We start from the raw sequence: 17,076 nt of genomic DNA, 5'->3' as shown, positions 1-17,076 counted from the left end.
TCGCCGATCCGAAACGGCCGGGCCCGAACACGCGGCGGTTGCTCGCCGCTGCGGCCGATTGACAGTGAAGCGCGTGGCTGAGCGGGTCTCTGGCTGAGGGGGATGGCGAGGCCGGTGACCGCGGTTCTGGTTGCTTGAGCTTCCGGGCTATGGCTGGGCTGGGCGAGGGGACGGTAGTCGGCACCTTTGGGCCGCTATCCCGAGAAAAGTACCGACCAGCGCACCCGACACACCTGGTACACGGGTGAGCCGGGAACTCGGTTCGCCGGAGCTTCCCGCGGCCTGTTCGGTTCCCATCGCGCGAAGACGAGAAGCCGAGACTGGCAGGGGCTGGGAAGGCGGGGTTGGGGAGCGTTGTCGGTCGTTTTCGGGGGTGCTCCGCTCCCCAGCCCGACAATCACCGCCGCCGCGATTGGCGCCACCCTGCAATCAGCGCCCGAGTGTAAGAAGCGTGCCGCCGGACTTCGATTTCCACCGCCACACTCGACGTCCCAGCAGGACCTCGTACGGCGGGCCCTCGTACGACGGGGTTCACTCGCGGCCGGGGTCATCTCAGCCAGCTGACCTGGCGGCAGCAACCACCGCGACGGGTCAGCTACCAAGCCTCCTGATCGTCGGCGGCAACCACAGCCCGTCAGCCACAGACAACGTCGAACCGCGGTCGCCGACCGAACCATCCCGCCCAGCCCCAGACCACCCCAGCCACACCGCTTCAGTAAACCGGCCGCAGCGGCGACCAGCCACCGCCTACCTCGCCGGCCGAATCCGAGCGTCCGGACGGGACGAGCACCTTCAGGAGCGCGGGGTTCCTGACCAGCCGAAGTGCCCAGCCACCGCGCACGCCGTACTGGTTGACCGCCTCGAAACGGGAGATCCACAAATGCCTACTAGCTAACGTCCGAAAATCCGGAGACGGGCCTCTCCGGTCGTTCGGACGTTACGACAGCGCGGCGTCTAACGTCCGAACGATCGGAGACGGGCCCCTCCGGTTCTTCGGACGTTAGGGAGGGGGTGGCTGGTTAGTTGGGGAGGTGGGGGGAGGGGCGGTAGGTGGCGGGGGTTTGGGTTAGGTTTTCGGCTAGTTGTTCGCGGAGGCGGTTGGTGGCGAACGCGCCGACGACGTTCATCTGGGCGTCTCGGTAGTGGCGTTCTACTTCGTGGCCGGTGGTTACGCCGGTGGCGCCGTGGATCTGGACGGCTCGTTGGGTGATCTCGACGGCCAGTTCGGTGGCGTAGACCTTCAGCATGCCGATGAGCTCTTTGGCGGAGTGGCCGGCGACGCGTTCGGTGGCGGCACGGATCGCCAGGATGCGGGCGGCGTCCAGCTGGGCGCGGGAGTCGGCGAGTTGGGCTTGGATGCCTTCCATGTGGGCCAAGGGGCGGCCGAAGGAGACGCGTTGTCGAGCGTGCCGGACTGAGGCGGCCAGGGCCGACTCGGCGGTGGCTATGGCGGCGATGGAGACCAGGAGCCAGCCCCAGGTCATGCCTTCGGCGAGTTCGGTGAAGGGGACGGGGATGACGTTGGCTTCGTCGACGTGGGCGTCGGTGTAGACGATGCCGCCCCAGGGCATGCCGCGGAGGCCCATGTGCGGGATGTCGTAGCGGCGCACCCCGGGTTGGTCGAGCTCGACGAAGGCCAGGCACCACTCGGGGCCGTCGTCGACGACCTCCCGGCGGGCGAGCGTTACGGCCAGGTCGGCGCGCGGGGCGTTGGTGATGCGGGACTTCTCGCCGCTGATCGTGAACCCGTCGCCGGTACGACGTACCAGCGTTTGATAGGTGGATGCGTCACTCCCGGCCGCCGTCTCGACGATCGCGAACGCGGCGAGCCGCTCGCCGGTGACGAGGGAGCGGACCAGGTCGTGGTGCTTCTCGTTGCCGTAGGTGCGCAGCAGGTTCCCGCACAGCAAGGCCGAGACGGTCGCGGTCCAGTAGGTTCCGGAGCAGGCGCGGGCGAGCGCTTCCATGGCCGCGACCTGCTCGGCCGCATCGCCTCCGGTGCCGCCGAGATGCGGCGGGTGGAAGACACCGAAGTAGCCGCTGGCAACGAGTTCCTGCCAGTTCTCGGTGGGAATGGTGCCGGTGGCATCGACCTTGGCGGCCCGGCCGGCAATGCCGTCGTACGTGATGGTCATGTCAGTCCTTCAGCATGGAGGCGGCGATCACGGGGCGCAGGACTTCCGAACCGCCGCCGGACGAGACGAAGAAGCGGGCATCGCGGTACGCGCGGTCGACCAGCAACCCCTCGTCCGCAGCTGCTGGGCCGGCCAGCTCGGCCGCGGCCTCGGTGACTGCACGGACGGCCGAGGCGGTGAACAACCGCGCCGCTGCCGCGTCCTCGTAGACGGTGGGCAAGGAAGCGTCCAACCCAGCCGCCACCTGCGAGATCAGCCCCGCGACGAGTTCGTTCTGAATCGCCAGATCGGCCAAGGCGAAGCGCGCCGACTGCGAATGACCGACCGGCGCACCGAAAACCTCCCGGGTGCTGAGCACACTCAGCGAATCGCTGGCGAGCGCCCGCAGGATCCCGAGCCAAGCGGCGCTGACGAAGACCCAGTCGAGCGCGGCAAGCAGCGGCTCGAGCTCCGCGGCCGCAGTACCAACCCCACCCAGTACGGCGGTCGCGGGCACCCGGCAGTCGTCCAGCACAACCCGTCCCCACGGGCAGCTGCGCAGCGCCGCCGGAGTCGACTCCTCAACCCGCAGTCCCGGAGTATCCGCGTCGATCAGGAACGCCGTCCGCGACCCCGTGCTGTGCTCGGCGATCACCAGGAAGTGATGCGCTTTGGGGCCTAAGGCAACCAGATCCAACGAACCCGACAGCAGCCAGTCGTCCGCAGCAGCTTTAACCGTCACCGCAGCAGCGCCACCAGCGGTCTGCAGCAGTGACAGCCCGCCGAGCCATTCACCGGCCGCAATCGGCGGCAGGTACCGCTCGAGCTGGGCCGCAGTCCCGAAAGCCCGCAGCGGCACCGTCACCAGCACCGCATGCGTAGCAACAGCAAGCGCCAGGCCGGGATCCTGCGAACCCTCCCCCACAGCCGTCAGCAACGCACACGTCTGTACGGCGGACAGCCCGCCACCGAACGTGCCCGGAACCGTCAATGCCTTGAACAGCGTCTCGTCCCACTCGCGGTGCCGATCGCGAGCGGCTGCCGTCGGACGAGCGAGGTGGCCGGCCAACTGCCGAACCTGCTCAATCACCGGCGCAGCATCCTCACTACTTTCACCAGGGAATTTCACTTTGAACCCCTTTCCATTGGTGTACTCGGGATGACCTCGAAGACCGTAGTCGTGAATTTCCAGCAGACCCGGAACCATCACAGAAAACCACCGCTCGGCAGATTTCGACACCGGCCCACTTCTGCGCTCACAAGGCTCCACAATCCTTGACACAGACCTGCTTGCCCCGTCCCTCCCGCCGCCCGCAAGGTTGTGAACAGCTCGCGAAGCCGCCCCGCTCTCTCGAACGAAAGCCGGGGCTGCCCCGCGGCCGGAAGACCGCCATCCGCAGCAACGGAACCGAGGAGCACACACGCGATGGAACCAGCAGTAAGCACCGACGACGGGCAGGAAATCCGGCCCCGATTGTCCGACGCCACGTTGCGGGATTCGGCCCATATGGCCGGTGTCGAATTCGGCCCGCAGGACGCCGCGGTCATCGCCGGCCTGCTGGTGCGGACCGGGATCGAACTGGTCGAGGTCGGCATGATCTCGGGCCCCAACAGCAAGGACGCCGACCTGATCGCGGCCACCCACGAGGCGATCGGCCCCGAGCGCAGCATGTCGCTCGTGGTGGTCCGGGACCGCCAGCAGGTCGCGACCGCCCTGGACGAGGCGCAGCGGCTCGGCGTCCACCACATCATGTACTCGATCCCGACCTCCGAGCAGCACGCGATGCTCAAGCTCGGATCGGCCAGCCCGCGCTTCCTCGAGGCGCTGGCGAAGTCCGCGATCACGCAGGCCAAGGACCGTGGTTTCCACGTCACATTCAGCGGCGAGGACGGCGCCCGGACACCCAAGGAGCGCTTGGTTCCTTATGTGACAGCGGGATTCGCGGTCGGCGCCGACCGCTTCCGGGTGGCCGAGACCGTCGCCTACCTGTCGCCGTGGCAGATGCAGGACCAGATCGCGAGCCTGACCGAGATCGACGGCTCCGAGATCGAGATCCACTCGCACAACATGCTGGGGATGGCCGTGGCGAACTCGCTCGCCGCGGTCCGCGCCGGCGCGCAGTGGATCTCCGCGACCGTCGGCGGGATCGGCGAGCGCGGCGGCAACGCACCCTTGGCCGAGCTGCTGATGGCACTGCGCATCGTGCACGGCGACCACCGCTTCGACCTGTCACACCTGACCGAGCTGTCCCGGGTCGCGCTGCGCGGCGCCGGCCTCGGTACGGCGTTCCAGTCCGGGCCGACGTCCCCGCACGCCTTCGCGTACGAATTGCCGGGTCAACTCACCAACCCGGAAGCGTACGAAACAGTTCCAGCGGAATTGGTCGGCAATTCCCGCGAACTACTGGTCCGCACCCGATTGACTCCCGCATTGGTCAAATGGGCACTCAATGATTCCGGCCTGACAGTCAATGTCGACGAATTCACGCCGTGGCTCGTCGAACGGCAGGAAGAAACCGGCCGGCACCTGCTCGACCGCGACGGCATTCGCAAGGCCGCCGTCGACTTCCAGGCAATCTAAACCAACCCCTTCCAAACGACGGAGTTCACAAATGTCCACCGCCACCCTTTCCGGTGTCTGCCCCGAGTGTGAGACCGACCTGACCGTTCCCGCGCTCGTCCAGGGCGAGACCTTCTCCTGCCCCGAGTGCATGCTGACCCTGCGCGTCGAGGCCATCGACGACGGCCAGCTCCGGCTGTCGATGGTCGAGGTGCAGTTGCGCGACTGGGGTCAGTGAGATGCCCACGAAGTCCATCGCGATCGTTGCGGACCGGATCGCCTGGGAGGAGCGGCAACTGATCCAGGCCGGTCCTGAGCTGGACCTATCCGTCGAGTGGATCAACGACGAGTCGCTCTGCCTAGGCAACCCGGATGCCTCGGCGCTGGCCGGCTTCGACGCCGTCCTGCTGCGCAGCCGCAGCTACACCCGGGGTGGCCTGATCGCCACCCTGGCCGAGGAGTCCGGCACCCGGGTGATCAACTCGGCCCACGCCATCAACCTGTGCGAGAACAAAGCCGTCCTCCGGACCGCGCTCAGAACCGCGGGAGTCCCGGTCCCGGACTTCCGGATGGTGTTCTCCCGCTCAGACTTCGCCAAGGCCCTCACCGAGTTCGACCTCCCGGTCGTCTTCAAGCCCGTGTACGGCGGGATGGGCAAGCGGGTCACGTTGATCCGCGACTCCGATCTCGCCAACTCGGTCTACGACTACGTCGAGGATCTCGGCCACGCGTTCGAGCAGGCCTGCCTGGTCGAACCGTTCCTGGCCGGCGGCGCCTCGGTGCGCTGTCTGGTCGTCGGCAACGAACTGGTCGGAGTCGCCGAGTTCAGCACCGGTGGCGAGGACTGGCGCAACAACGCCGCCCTCGGCAACACCAGTCACGCCGCAGCGGACGACCCGTACGTCGCCAAGATCGTCAGCAGCGTCGTCGACGTCCTCGGCCCCGGCATCTACGGCGTCGATCTCTTTCGTACGCCGAAGGGCTACGTGGTGAACGAGGTCAACCACGCACCGGGCTTCCGAGGCGTGGCCACCGCCACCGGCGTCAACGTGGCAGTGGCCATCGGCAACTACCTCGAGGAGGTTCTCGCATGATCCGGGCCGGAATAGTCGGTGCCTCCGGGCTGGCCGGCGGCGACCTGATCCGACTGATCGTCCAGCATCCCGAGCTGGAACTCACGTTCCTCGGCGGATCATCCGCGATAGGCCGCCGTCCGGCCGAGCTCCACCCCGGGCTGCGGATGGACCTAGGCCTCACGGTCCAACCAGTCACCGAGGACATCGCGGGCCAGGTCGACGTACTGTTCCTGGCGACACCCGCCCCGGTGTCGTCGGATCTGGCGAATCTGCTGGCTGACAAGGGTCCCACGATCATCGACCTCAGCGGCGCCTTCCGCATCCGCACGCCAGAACTGCACGACCGCTGGTATCCGAAGGTCAACCGCAGCACCGAGCTCGCCGACCGCTTCGTGTACGGCGTCCCCGAACTGATCGCCGACCAGCTCCCGCAGGCAAGCCTGATCTCGCTCCCAGGCTGCTACGCCACGTCCATCACGCTGGCCCTGGCCCCGCTCACCCTTGAGCTCGGCCTGGACCTCAAGACGGTCGTCATCGACGGTAAGAGCGGATCCAGCGGCGGTGGTCTGTCGATGCGCAAGACAGACCTCCATCCGCTCCGCAACGGCGCGATCGCCCCGTACTCCCCCACCGGCCACCGCCATGCCGGTGAGGTCCGGGACTTCTTCGAGCGCGCCAAGCCCGGAACCATCGGTTCGCTGTCGATGTCGGCGTACGGCGTCTCGCACGTCCGCGGGTTGATGACCAGCAGCTACGTCTTCACCGACACCGAGGTCAACCAACGGGACCTGCACCGGGCGTACACCCGCTTCTACAAGGGCAAGCAGTTCGTCCGGGTCCGCCGGCACAACGAAACGCTGATCCCGGTCCCGGATCCGCAAGCAGTGCTGGGTTCCAACTACTGCGACGTGACCGTCTTGTACGACGAGGAAGCCAAGCGAATCGTAGCGCTCGCAGCGCTCGACAACCTGGTCAAGGGTGCGGCCGGACAAGCGATCCAGGCCGCCAACCTGCGGTTCGAACTGCCCGAGGAGTCGGGCCTGACCATGCAGCCGGTGATGCCCGCATGAACCCGATCGTCATCAAACTCGGCGGCAGCTGCCTGGACGACCTCGCCGGCCCGTGGTGGAACGACTTGGCGGTGCACGCGGCGGAGCAACCCGTCGTACTGGTGCATGGCTGGTCCAAGCCACTCAAGCAGCTCAGCTCGCGCTACACCGACCCGTCCGCGATCCTGCGCGACCGGTACGGCAACCAGAGTCGCTGGACCACCACCGAGGTGATCGAGGACATCAAGACGGTCAGCACGGTGATGGCCGACGACGTCGCCACCCGGCTGGAGTATCGCGGCATCACACTCGAGCGGAAGCTCGGCAGCGACGGTCTCGTGTACGCCGGACCTGGCGAGCGCTGGTGGTGGCAGGGCAAGCAGTTGGTGGAGCTGGAGAACCTGGTCGGCCCGATCACCAAGGTCGAGCCGACCGTCCTCAAGAACCTCCGCCCCGGCCATGTCTACCTGGTGACTCCGTTGGCCAGGAACGAGGCCGGGCAAGAGGTCAACACCGATGCCGACCGCGCGGCCGCGGCCATCGCGGGCGCGATCGGGGCCACCAACCTCGTCCTCGTCACCGACGTCGCGCATCTGCTGATCGACGATCAACCGGTCTCCCGGATCGATGCCGACGCGGCCGCAGCCTTCCGCGACAAGGGTGCGACCGGGGGCATGCGGAAGAAGCTGCGCGCCGCCGGCGAGGCCTTGGAGCAAGGCGTGGCCGAGGTCGTCATCGGCAGCGCTCCGGTCTCCGACCTGCTGGCCGGCCGGACCGGAACCGTGATCACGAGAGCGAAGGAGCAATGACCGTGGCGCAACCCCGCGTACTGGTCGTCAACAACAAGACCCTGTCCCTGCCCCAGCTCCGCAAGCGGTTCGAGGATTTCGGCGCGGCGACCGACGTCGTCTCGAGCACCGAAGTACCGGCGAAGCTGAACGGCAGCCACCAGGCGATCGTGCTGAGCGGTACGAAGGTTCGCGCCTACGACACCGAGTACTACAAGCCGCTGATCGATCTGGTCATGACGTCGGATGTCCCGGTCTTCGGGATATGCGGCGGCATGCAGATCATCGCTGTCTCCCAGGGCGCGGAGCTGGCCGAGGGTGAGCAGCGGGTCGGCGGTCACGACGCCGAGGTCGACAAGGACGAGGCGCTGTTCACCTTCGTGAAGCCGACCGTCACGGTCTTCCACCGGCACACCCTCTACCTGCAGGCCGCGCCGGTCGGCTTCCGGTCGATCGGCCGCTCCGACCATGCACCCGTCGAGTTCCTGCGCTCCGACGACGGCCGGATCTTCGGATCCCAGGCCCACCTGGAGTTCCGCGACGACGGCCGCGAGATCCTCCGCGGCTTCGCCCAAAGCTTTCTCTAAATCAGACGCTGTCTCTAGACCCGAAGGACACGGCATGACTGAGCACGACAAGCCCGCCCTCACCGTGCACCTGAACGGCGCCGGTGGCGACCTCAAGGGCTGGGTGGTCATCGACTCCCTGTACGACGGCCTCGCGATGGGCGGCACCCGGATGACCACCGGTGTCACCGAGGAAGAGGTCGCCGGGCTGGCCCGCGACATGACCCACAAGTTCACCCTGGCCGGGTTGCCGATCGGTGGCGCGAAGGCCGGCGTCGTCTCCGACGGCACCGACCGGGAAACGACGTTCAAGACCTTCGGCCGGACCGTGAAACCGTTGCTGCACGGGGGAATCCACCTCGGTATCGACATGGGCGTGACCCCGGCCGACCGGGCGATCTTCTTCGAGGAGGCAAAGTACGATCCGCGCTACCGCCTCGGCGCTCCGGACATGCCGATCGACTGGCGCACGTACTACGAGCCGCTGATCGACTGCACCGGCCACGGGGTCGGCGTCGGCGCGATCACCGCGCTCGAGGCGAGTGGCCGCAGGGAAGCCCGGGTCGTCGTACAGGGGTTCGGTGCCGTCGGCCGGGCCGTTGCTCAGTTCCTTGAGCAGCGCGGTCACGTGGTGGTTGGCGTCGCCGACATCGACGGCACGATCAGCGCGGACCGGCTCCCGGTCGACAAGCTCATCGCGATCACCGACGAGTTCGGTCGCATCGACCGGACGAAACTGCCGGACGGCGTGGTTCAGTCGAACGGTCCGGATGCGTGGCTGGATGTCGATGCGGATCTGCTGATCCTCGCGGCGCAGAAGCGTGCACTGAACGACGAGAACGTGCACCGGCTGCGCGCCGAACTCGTTGTCGAGGGCGCCAATATCGCCTCCACCCCGGTAGCGCAGGAGAAGGCTCGCGCGGCGGGCGCCGTACTGGTGCCGGGCGTGATCGCCAACATCGGGGGCGCAGGCTCGGCCGCGCTGGCCGTCACCCGCGTGGTCCCGTTCGACCTCGGGGCCGAGGCTCGCAAGGCCTGGGTCTTCGACTGGATCGGCAATCGCGTGAAGCTGAACACCGAGGCCCTGCTGGAGATTGCCAAGGCCGGTGCGGGCGACCCGCTGCCCGAGCTTCTCGCCGTACGGCGTGCGGAGCGTGGCCGATGACAGCCGAGTACCGGCGCCGCGGCTGGTGGCGGGACGACACCTTCCTCGACGATCTGCGCAAGCAGGCGCGGGAACGGCCTCGCAAACTGGCCATCGCCGGACGCCGGCTCGAAGAGGCGCGTACCGACACCCTGGACTACTCGGAGCTGTCTACGCTGACGGATCGGTTCGCAGGAGCCCTTCTACAGCTGGGGGTTGAGCGCGGCGAGACCGTGGCGGTGCAGCTGCCGAACCGGTGGGAGATCGTGCCGCTGATGTTCGCGACCATGGCAGTCGGCGCGGTCATTGTCCCGATCGCCCCTGAGTGCCAAGGTGACGAGCTACATCATCGGTTGGCGCTCACCGAGGCCAAGCTGTTCATCACCACAGCCGCGGTAGACGACTTGCCGGTCGAGAAGCTGTTCGTGATCGACAGCCCCGAATTCCACCACCACTTCGTCCACACGCACTGGGAAGACACCGCCGATCTGAAGGGTCGTCAACTGCGACCGGACGAGCCGTTCGTGGTGCTCTTCACCTCCGGTACGACGGGGTTCTCCAAGGGCGTTGTCCACAGTCAGAACACGGTGCATTCCGGCGTACGCGGCTATGTGGATGCGTTCATGCTCAGCGACGACCTGGTCGTCGCCAACACCACCCCACTCGTGCACTACTCGGGCTTCGGTCAGGGCGTGCTCGCGAGTGTGTTGCTCGGCGGGACGGTCGCCTTCCAGGACGGTCCCGACAAAGCCGGCCTGCTGGACCTCGTGGAGCGCTATCGCGCCACGCTTCTGTACGGTCCCCCTCCAACCCTCAGCGGTGTTGCACGGGTCCAGCAGGCCGATCCCCACGACGTCTCGAGCCTGCAGCACACGGTCACCGGTGCCGCGCCGGTACTCCAGGGGCTCGTCGACGAGATGCGGTCGACCTTCGGGTCGCGGACCTATTCGGTCTGGGGCATGTCGGAGTTCGGGCCGATCACGATCAGCCGGCTCGATTACGACCAGGACTGGGCCGCGCACAGCCACGGCCGGCCGATCGACTCGATGGAGATCCGCGTCGACCTCTGCCACGACCCGTCGAAGCGTGCACCGGTCGGCCGGTTGCGGGTCCGTGGCGCCTCGCAGGCGTTGGGGTACTTCAAGCAGCAGGACGTGTTCGACGCCGAGGTGAACGAGGAGGGCTGGTTCGACACCGGCGACGTGGCTCGTGAGGACGGTCGCGGCGGGATCCGGATCCTCGGCCGGGCCAGGGACACCATCGTCCGCGACGGCATCGTCGTACCGATGGCCGAGCTGGAAGCCGTCATCTCCCAGCACCCGAAGGTCACCGAGGCCGCACTCGTCGGTACGACGGGTCAGGTCGACGACCTGATCCTCGCGGTGGCGGTTGCGCGAGAAGGCAGCAGGCCAACCCTGCAAGAGATCCAGGCGCATCTGCGCTCTGCCGGTCAGGACGAGCGGTTCTACCCCGAACGGCTTGAACTGATTGATGTTCTGCCGAAGACGCTCACTGGCAAGGTGCGCAAGGTCGAGCTCCGAAAGCTCTACGCATGACGGTGACCATGTCCGCGACCTTGGCCGCCGACGAGGAGTTCGAACGTCGGCGGCTGGCCGGGGAGCAGGTGTTGTTCCTGGCCACCGGTGAGATCGGGCTGCCGGTTCTGCCGGAGTTGCGTGAACACCTGATCGCTGCGTCCGGACGGAACGCCTATGGTCCCGTTGCCGGATCCGCTGACGTCAGGTTGGCCGCTGCAGGCTACTGGAACCGCCGTGGCCTGCCGACCGATCCGGCCGATGTGGTCTGCGGTCCCGGGACGAAGCCGCTGCTGTTCGCGCTGATGCTGGCAGTCGGTGGCGACGTCGTCGTACCGGTTCCGACCTGGGTGAGCTACGCGGCGCAGGCTCAGCTCGCCGGTCTGCGGTCGATCCCGGTACGCACGCGCCCCGGAGAAGGCGGCGTACCGGATCCAACTGAGTTGCGTGCGCAGGTTCTACAAGCCCGCAAGGCCGGCGGTGATCCGCGCAGTGTCGTGGTGACGCTGCCGGACAACCCGACCGGCACGATCGCCAAGCCGGAGACGGTTCGCGAGCTCGCCGAGGTGGCGCGCGAACTCGACCTGGTGATCATCTCCGACGAGATCTACTGCGATCTCGCCTATGCACCGGTCGTCTCGCCCGCGATCTACGCACCGGAGCGGACCGTCGTCACCACCGGCCTCACCAAGAACCTGGCCGTCGGCGGCTGGCGGCTCGGCATCGCCCGACTGCCAACCCCTGAACTCCGCACTCGCTTGATCGGCATCGCCAGCCAGATCTGGTCGAGTACGGCGGCCCCCGTCCAGGCGGCGGCTGCGTACGCCTTGGCCGAACCACCCGAGGTGATCAACCGAGTAGCCGCTTCACGTCGGTTGCACGAACGCGTCGTACGGCGAGTGGCCGAAGTCTTCACCGCAGTGGGCGCAAACCTCGCGCCGGTGCAAGCCACCTGCTACCTCTACCCCGACTTCGAGCCCCTACAGCTCGGCATCAACGGCAACGAACTCACCGAGCTGCTCAGCAAGAAGTACGGCGTCGCCCTGCTACCTGGCACCGCCTTCGGCGAACCCCAGCACTCACTAAGGATTCGGGCCGCCACCAGCCGCCTGTACGGCGAGACCGATGCCGAGCGGTTAGCCGCACTGCACGCACCGGACCCACTCACGCTGCCCTGGATCAGCGCGTCCATCGACCGACTGACCGAAGTACTGACCGACCTAACCAAGGAGAGCAATGTCCACCGTCATCTTCGAAGTTGAGTACCGCGGCCGGCGCTACGCGGGAGTGGGGCTGCCGACCGATGCGCCGGTCACGTTGTTCCCGGTCGCCGAGGACCAGCTGCGGAACGCCGTACTGGCTGGTGGCGGCACGCAGGCGCTGCTGGACTCGCTGACGTCCGGAACCGACACCGTCACGATCGCCGCGGACGACCCTGAGATCCACTTTCTGCCGCCACTCCTCCCGGCCTCGAACAACTCGCTCGTCACCGGGTTCATGGGCACGCACCGCTCGAAGTTCCCGGCGCCGCCCGCGCCGGACGAGGAGTTCAAGGCGCCGAACTGGCTGATCAAGGGCTTCGGTTCCTGGCTGGAGACCAACGGCCGGCCGCTGACCGTGCCGTCCACGTCGATCGAGCTGCTCGAGGAGCCCGAGGTCGGGCTGGTCTTCGTCAACGACGAGGACGGCAACCCGCACTACGCCGGCTACACGTTCGGCAACGACCTGAACGACATCGGGCTGCATCTGCAGAACCCGTGGGGGTGGACGCCGTACGCGAAACTCTGTGACACCTCGCTGACGCCGTGGCTGTTCCTCGGCGAACCCCCGACCAGCGTCACCGGGCAGATCATCATCGAGCGCGAGGGCGAGGTGGCCTGGAAGGGCGACTTCTCCGCCGGCGCCGACTCGATCTTCCAACGCGTCCCCGACATGGTCGACAACCTCTTCGGGTACGCCGGGATGCGTCGCCCCGGGCTGGTGAACTACCTGCTCCTCGGCTCGGACAAGGCCAGCTGGCACGCGGGCTACCGGATCGCCGACGGCGACCGGATCATCTTCGACATCGCCAGTCACGGCGTCGTGCTGGCGAACGACGTCGTGTACGCCGGTCAGGCGGTGACGACGGCCTCGGCCGACTTCGGGGTCTGGGGGGCGGCCTCTGCCTGAGCCTCCCGCACCGCAACCAGGTACTCGGAGATGGCGTCGCGGTTGCGCTCGAGGAAGCGGATGCGCTCGGACATCCGGTCCCGTTCGCCTTCGAGGAGCGCGACCGTCTCCTCGGTGGGCGCGGAGATCCGGATCGCCCGTGGGGTGTCCATACACGGCAGGACCTCCCGGATGACCCGGGTCGGCAGACCGGCGTCCAGCAGGCCGCGGATCTGGATCACCTTGTCCACGCAGGACTCGGCGTAGTCCCGGTATCCGTTGGCGGACCGCTTCGAGCCGATCAGGCCCTGCTCCTCGTAGTAGCGCAACAGCCGCCGGGAGGTCCCGGTCCGCTCCGCCAGAGTTCCGATCCGCATGTGGTGCACCTCACATGTCCGATGACCTTGACCTGCACATCAATGAGAAGGTTTGAGTATATCTCCCATGGCTGCTTCCCAGACTGAGATCTCCACACCGCCCCTCGGAGGCGGGAACAAACTGCCCTGGTCACCCCTGCTGGCGCTGAGCACCGCGGCGTTCGTCGGCATCCTGACCGAGGCCCTGCCCGCCGGCGTACTGCCCGAGATGGCCCGCGACCTGTCGGTCAGCGAGTCCGCGGCAGGCCAGTCGCTGACGATCTACGCGATCGCGACCGGCATCTCGGCGATCCCGTTGTCGGTGGCCACCGCCACCTGGAACCGCAAGAAACTGCTGCTGCTCGCGGTGGCGATGATCGGCATCGCGAACATCGTCACGGCGATCTCTTCCAGCTACGTGCTGACCATGGGCTTCCGCCTGCTGGCCGGTATCGCGGCGGCCGCGGTCTGGGCCGAGCTGGTCGGCTACGCGCGCCGCTTGGCGCCACCGCATCTGCAAGGCCGAGCCATCTCGATCACCATGGCCGGCGTCCCCCTCGCGCTCGCACTGGGCATCCCGGTCGGCACGTTCCTCGGCAACCTCTTCGGGTGGCGACTCACCTTCGGCATCGTGGCCGCGCTCTCCGTCCTGCTGCTCGGCTGGATGGGTCTGTCGGTACCGTCCACACCTGGCCAGGCGGTCGGTCAGCGCGAGCCGATCTTCCAGGCGCTCAAGCTTCCGGGCGTCATCGCCGTACTGTTCACGGTCGCGGCCTGGGTGCTGGCTCACAACATCCTCTACACCTACATCTCGACCTTCCTCGACGAGTACCACATGGGCGGCCGGCGCGACGTCGTACTGCTGGTCTTCGGCATCGCCTCTGTCGTCAGCATCGTGGTCACCGGCGCGCTGGTCGACCGCAAGCTGCGCGGTCTCACCATCGGCTCGGCGGCCATGTTCGTCCTCGCGGCGGCGATGCTGGCGGTCGGTGCCAGCAGTGACCTCGTGGTCTACGCCGCCATGATCATCTGGGGCCTCAGCTGGGGTGGCGTGACCACGCTGCTGCAGACGGCCGTCACCGATGCGGGTGGTGACCGGGGCCAGGCTCTGCTGGTGACCACCTGGAACTCGTTCATGGCCGGCGGCGGCGCGGTCGGCGGCATCCTGCTCGCGATCCTCGGCCCGACATCGTTCCCCTGGGGCGTGCTCGTGCTCGTCATCCCCGTGCTGCTGGTGGCTGTCCTCGCCCGCAAGCACGGCTTCCCAAGCCGGCGACCAAACGCAGCCTGATCGCCGAAGAGGCCGTGTCCGTCGCGAGGGTCTTCCTCGGGCGGACACGGCACCTCTCCCAAAGAATCAAACTCAGCCTCTACCGATCCGATAGCCGACTCCGCGAACCGTGATGATCCAGGAACTGGCCCCGAGCTTGGCGCGCAAGCTCCGCACATGGGTGTCGATCGTGCGGCTCGAGTCGGCCCAGCTCGTCTCCCAGACACTGGCCATCAACTGTTTGCGTGAGACAGCCTCGTCAGGATGTGAGGCCAGCTTGTGCAGCAGCTCGAACTCCTTGCCGGTCAACCGCACCGGCTCACCGCGCAACCGCGCTTCATGCGCTTGAACATCAAGGCTCAACGAGCCCAGCGTCATCACCCGGCCCGGCTGACGGCACGGCAACGTCCGCCGCAGTACCGCCTCGATCCGGGCCAGCATCTCCCGCGGACCACAGCGTGCATCCACGCAGTCGTCCGCACCGGCCTGCAGGGCGAGGATCCGATCCGTCTCCGTCCCACCAGAGGAGACCGTGATGATCGGTTTGTCACCAGCACCCCGGATCGACCGGCACACCTCGAGCCCGTCGATATCGGGCAGATCCAAGTCCAGCAAGACGAAATCCGAACTCCGGTGCGCCCGCAACGCCTTGGCGCCGGTGTCCACACTGCTGATGGCATAGCCCTGCCTCCGCAGGTCCTGCCGTCTGGTTTCGATCTCCGCGGAGATCCCTTCGACCACGAGAACGCGCACTGTCCCCTGTGCCACTGCTCACCTCACATGCCTCTCGATACGAGACCTCACCGGCAGCGTCCCCCCAGGACACTAAAATGATAGTGATCTTTTTTTTATCGTCAACGAAAGATAGTCACCAGGTGGGCAAAGAGGGGATGAAGGGCTGTGCCTCGGCAAGGGGCGTTGGTGCCTTTAGCTGTGGTCCAGTCGTTCCCTGGCAAGGCGGAGGAGGAGTGCGATGCGGAGCATCTCGCGACGACGACAACGCCGCCAGGGGGCGTCTGGGGCGCAGCTAAAGGTGCCGAACGCTCCTTGGCGAGGTACTAGATCGCGCTGGATCCGCCGTCGACGGGGATCGCTCCGCCGGTGACGAACGAGGCCTGATCGCTGAGCAGCCAGGCCGCCGCCCGGGCCACCTCGACCGGGTCCGCCATCCGCTTCTGGATCTGCCGGGCGACCGACCCCTCCTCCAGCGGTGGGAAGACGCGGATCGCGTTCTCCATCAGCTCGGTCCGGGTGGTGCCGACGATCAGCGCGTTGATCCGGATGCCGTGTGTCCCATATTCAGCCGCGGCCGCCCGGGTCAGCCCCAGTACGGCGTGCTTGGAGGCGACGTACGCCGCGCCCGCGCCGGTGGCGAACTCGCCCGCGGTGCTGGAGGTGTTCACGACCGAGCCACCCGACTCCATCATCACGGGCAGCTGGTGCTTGAGGCAGTTCCACGTCCCGCGGACATTGACGTCCATGGTCCGCTCGAAGTCCGCGTCGTCGGTCTCGTGCACGAGCGTCCCGATGGTCCCCCAGCCCGCGTTGTTGAAGGCACCATTCAGTCCGCCGAACGCGCTCACCGCGGTCGCGACGGCCCGCTCGACCGCATCGGTATCGGTCACGTCTCCCGGCGCCAGCTCAACCCGGCCGCCGGCCGCCCGGATCTCCGTGGCGATCTCCTCGAGCTTGTCCTTGCGACGAGCCATCAGTACGACGGCCGCCCCCTCCGCCGCGAACAATCGCGCGGCAGCGGCACCGATGCCGCTCGAGGCCCCGGTGATCATGACCGTCTTTCCAGCCAGCATGCCCATTGCCTCACTCACGCCCGATCCCCTTGAGTCCGTTGAACTGATCCGACACTCCGAGGGCCGGAAGCAGGCAGCGCCAGATCTCCTCGACCCGATCCACCAGGTCCTCGTGCGCGGTCTCGACGTACGAGTGCATCTGCGCGCCCGTACAGGCGTTGACGATCATCCGGGCGATCGACTGGATGTCGACCTCGGGCTTCAGTTCACCGCTGTCGACCGCGGACTGCAGGTCGGCCGCCATGATGCTGGTCCACTGCTGATGCGAGTTCTCGCCCGCCGGCATGAAGCGGTCCTGCTCCCAGACCAGCCGCGCCCCCGCCCGCAGGATCGGGTTCTCAGCGAGCTGCTGCGCCCACGTCCGGGTCACGTCGATCGCTCGCTGCAGGCCGTGCGAGGACTCCGGCGGTACGACGAAGTCGGGCTGGCCGGCCACGATCGCCCGCGCGAGCTCCTCCTTGGAGCGGAAATGGAAGTACACCCCACCCAGCGTCACCCCGGCTCGATCGGCGATCTTCATGACGCTGGCACCGGAGAAGCCGTTCTCCGCGAACACCTCGGCAGCAGCCTGCAGCACCGCCGCCCGCGTCCGCTCGGCCCGCGCCTGTTTCACCACCCGTGGAGCCATGACGACACCTCTTTCCTGGCAATCTGACCCGAAT

17 protein-coding genes are annotated in these 17,076 nt (G+C 67.3%); 11 read left to right on the top strand and 6 right to left on the bottom strand.

What is annotated here, in order from left to right; genetic code table 11:
• Positions 1–1,019 precede the first annotated feature (1,019 nt).
• Both OG474_RS22225 and OG474_RS22220 read right to left on the bottom strand, forming a co-directional pair.
• Positions 1,020–2,135: an acyl-CoA dehydrogenase family protein gene (locus tag OG474_RS22225; protein ID WP_405064278.1), complete on the bottom strand. Its 1,116-nt coding sequence runs from the start codon at positions 2,133–2,135 to the stop codon at positions 1,020–1,022.
• 1 nt (position 2,136) lies between these two features.
• Positions 2,137–3,204, bottom strand: a complete 1,068-nt coding sequence (locus OG474_RS22220) for an acyl-CoA dehydrogenase family protein (protein ID WP_405064277.1) — start codon at positions 3,202–3,204, stop codon at positions 2,137–2,139.
• Positions 3,205–3,540: 336 nt separating this feature from the next.
• Between OG474_RS22220 and OG474_RS22215 the strand changes: the two genes are divergently transcribed.
• The 10 genes from OG474_RS22215 to OG474_RS22170 are packed head-to-tail and all read left to right on the top strand — an operon-like array spanning position 3,541 to position 13,001.
• Positions 3,541–4,695, top strand: coding sequence for a hypothetical protein (locus tag OG474_RS22215; RefSeq protein ID WP_405064276.1), 1,155 nt, complete (start codon positions 3,541–3,543; stop codon positions 4,693–4,695).
• Between the two features lie 31 nt (positions 4,696–4,726).
• Entirely contained in the window at positions 4,727–4,912 is a 186-nt protein-coding gene (locus OG474_RS22210) for a hypothetical protein (RefSeq protein WP_405064275.1), read from the top strand.
• 1 nt (position 4,913) lies between these two features.
• Positions 4,914–5,768, top strand: a complete 855-nt coding sequence (locus tag OG474_RS22205; RefSeq protein WP_405064274.1) for a RimK family alpha-L-glutamate ligase — start codon at positions 4,914–4,916, stop codon at positions 5,766–5,768.
• Positions 5,765–6,820, top strand: a complete 1,056-nt coding sequence (argC, locus tag OG474_RS22200) for an N-acetyl-gamma-glutamyl-phosphate reductase (protein ID WP_405064273.1) — start codon at positions 5,765–5,767, stop codon at positions 6,818–6,820. Before OG474_RS22205 ends, argC begins: the two co-directional genes overlap by 4 nt.
• Complete coding sequence (locus tag OG474_RS22195; RefSeq protein WP_405064272.1) at positions 6,817–7,608, top strand: hypothetical protein; 792 nt, start codon at positions 6,817–6,819, stop codon at positions 7,606–7,608. The genes argC and OG474_RS22195 overlap by 4 nt, the downstream gene beginning before the upstream one ends.
• A gap of 2 nt (positions 7,609–7,610) precedes the next feature.
• On the top strand, positions 7,611–8,174 hold the full coding sequence (locus OG474_RS22190) for a glutamine amidotransferase-related protein (protein ID WP_405064271.1): 564 nt from the start codon (positions 7,611–7,613) through the stop codon (positions 8,172–8,174).
• A gap of 34 nt (positions 8,175–8,208) precedes the next feature.
• On the top strand, positions 8,209–9,318 hold the full coding sequence (locus tag OG474_RS22185; protein ID WP_405064270.1) for a Glu/Leu/Phe/Val dehydrogenase dimerization domain-containing protein: 1,110 nt from the start codon (positions 8,209–8,211) through the stop codon (positions 9,316–9,318).
• On the top strand, positions 9,315–10,853 hold the full coding sequence (locus OG474_RS22180; protein WP_405064269.1) for an AMP-binding protein: 1,539 nt from the start codon (positions 9,315–9,317) through the stop codon (positions 10,851–10,853). Before OG474_RS22185 ends, OG474_RS22180 begins: the two co-directional genes overlap by 4 nt.
• Positions 10,850–12,094 (top strand): pyridoxal phosphate-dependent aminotransferase, encoded by a 1,245-nt coding sequence (locus OG474_RS22175; RefSeq protein WP_405064268.1) that lies wholly within the window; start codon positions 10,850–10,852, stop codon positions 12,092–12,094. Before OG474_RS22180 ends, OG474_RS22175 begins: the two co-directional genes overlap by 4 nt.
• The gene (locus OG474_RS22170; protein ID WP_405064267.1) at positions 12,069–13,001 is read left to right on the top strand and encodes a hypothetical protein; all 933 of its coding nucleotides are present in this window, start codon (positions 12,069–12,071) and stop codon (positions 12,999–13,001) included. The genes OG474_RS22175 and OG474_RS22170 overlap by 26 nt, the downstream gene beginning before the upstream one ends.
• Here OG474_RS22170 and OG474_RS22165 read toward each other — a convergent pair.
• Positions 12,944–13,357 (bottom strand): MerR family transcriptional regulator, encoded by a 414-nt coding sequence (locus OG474_RS22165; protein ID WP_405064266.1) that lies wholly within the window; start codon positions 13,355–13,357, stop codon positions 12,944–12,946. The two genes, OG474_RS22170 and OG474_RS22165, sit on opposite strands and share 58 nt — an antisense overlap.
• Before the next feature lie 67 nt (positions 13,358–13,424).
• Here OG474_RS22165 and OG474_RS22160 point away from each other — a divergent pair, with 67 nt between their 5' ends.
• Complete coding sequence (locus OG474_RS22160; RefSeq protein WP_405064265.1) at positions 13,425–14,627, top strand: MFS transporter; 1,203 nt, start codon at positions 13,425–13,427, stop codon at positions 14,625–14,627.
• A 72-nt stretch (positions 14,628–14,699) separates the two neighbouring features.
• On the opposite strand, the gene OG474_RS22155 is transcribed toward OG474_RS22160, so the two are convergent.
• The 3 genes from OG474_RS22155 to OG474_RS22145 all read right to left on the bottom strand — a co-directional run bounded on the left by OG474_RS22155 (position 14,700) and on the right by OG474_RS22145 (position 17,042).
• The gene (locus OG474_RS22155) at positions 14,700–15,374 is read right to left on the bottom strand and encodes a response regulator transcription factor (protein WP_405064264.1); all 675 of its coding nucleotides are present in this window, start codon (positions 15,372–15,374) and stop codon (positions 14,700–14,702) included.
• Positions 15,375–15,664: 290 nt separating this feature from the next.
• Positions 15,665–16,432 (bottom strand): SDR family NAD(P)-dependent oxidoreductase, encoded by a 768-nt coding sequence (locus tag OG474_RS22150; protein WP_405064263.1) that lies wholly within the window; start codon positions 16,430–16,432, stop codon positions 15,665–15,667.
• The gene (locus tag OG474_RS22145) at positions 16,425–17,042 is read right to left on the bottom strand and encodes a ScbR family autoregulator-binding transcription factor (protein WP_405064262.1); all 618 of its coding nucleotides are present in this window, start codon (positions 17,040–17,042) and stop codon (positions 16,425–16,427) included. The genes OG474_RS22150 and OG474_RS22145 overlap by 8 nt, the downstream gene beginning before the upstream one ends.
• Positions 17,043–17,076 lie beyond the last annotated feature (34 nt).

Origin of the sequence: Kribbella sp. NBC_01505 (genome assembly GCF_045040285.1) — a bacterium.
Lineage (GTDB): Bacteria > Actinomycetota > Actinomycetes > Propionibacteriales > Kribbellaceae > Kribbella.
Note: the sequence above shows the minus strand (reverse complement) of the source record. Positions and strands in the feature narration are given on the sequence as shown.

Coding starts and splice junctions, on each gene's coding strand:
- OG474_RS22175 (WP_405064268.1), top strand. CDS start 10,850: ATGACGGTGACCATGTCCGCGACCTTGGCCGCCGACGAGGAGTTCGAA.
- OG474_RS22185 (WP_405064270.1), top strand. CDS start 8,209: ATGACTGAGCACGACAAGCCCGCCCTCACCGTGCACCTGAACGGCGCC.
- OG474_RS22215 (WP_405064276.1), top strand. CDS start 3,541: ATGGAACCAGCAGTAAGCACCGACGACGGGCAGGAAATCCGGCCCCGA.
- OG474_RS22180 (WP_405064269.1), top strand. CDS start 9,315: ATGACAGCCGAGTACCGGCGCCGCGGCTGGTGGCGGGACGACACCTTC.
- OG474_RS22170 (WP_405064267.1), top strand. CDS start 12,069: ATGTCCACCGTCATCTTCGAAGTTGAGTACCGCGGCCGGCGCTACGCG.
- argC (WP_405064273.1), top strand. CDS start 5,765: ATGATCCGGGCCGGAATAGTCGGTGCCTCCGGGCTGGCCGGCGGCGAC.
- OG474_RS22165 (WP_405064266.1), bottom strand. CDS start 13,357: ATGCGGATCGGAACTCTGGCGGAGCGGACCGGGACCTCCCGGCGGCTG.
- OG474_RS22145 (WP_405064262.1), bottom strand. CDS start 17,042: ATGGCTCCACGGGTGGTGAAACAGGCGCGGGCCGAGCGGACGCGGGCG.
- OG474_RS22225 (WP_405064278.1), bottom strand. CDS start 2,135: ATGACCATCACGTACGACGGCATTGCCGGCCGGGCCGCCAAGGTCGAT.
- OG474_RS22195 (WP_405064272.1), top strand. CDS start 6,817: ATGAACCCGATCGTCATCAAACTCGGCGGCAGCTGCCTGGACGACCTC.
- OG474_RS22210 (WP_405064275.1), top strand. CDS start 4,727: ATGTCCACCGCCACCCTTTCCGGTGTCTGCCCCGAGTGTGAGACCGAC.
- OG474_RS22160 (WP_405064265.1), top strand. CDS start 13,425: ATGGCTGCTTCCCAGACTGAGATCTCCACACCGCCCCTCGGAGGCGGG.
- OG474_RS22205 (WP_405064274.1), top strand. CDS start 4,914: ATGCCCACGAAGTCCATCGCGATCGTTGCGGACCGGATCGCCTGGGAG.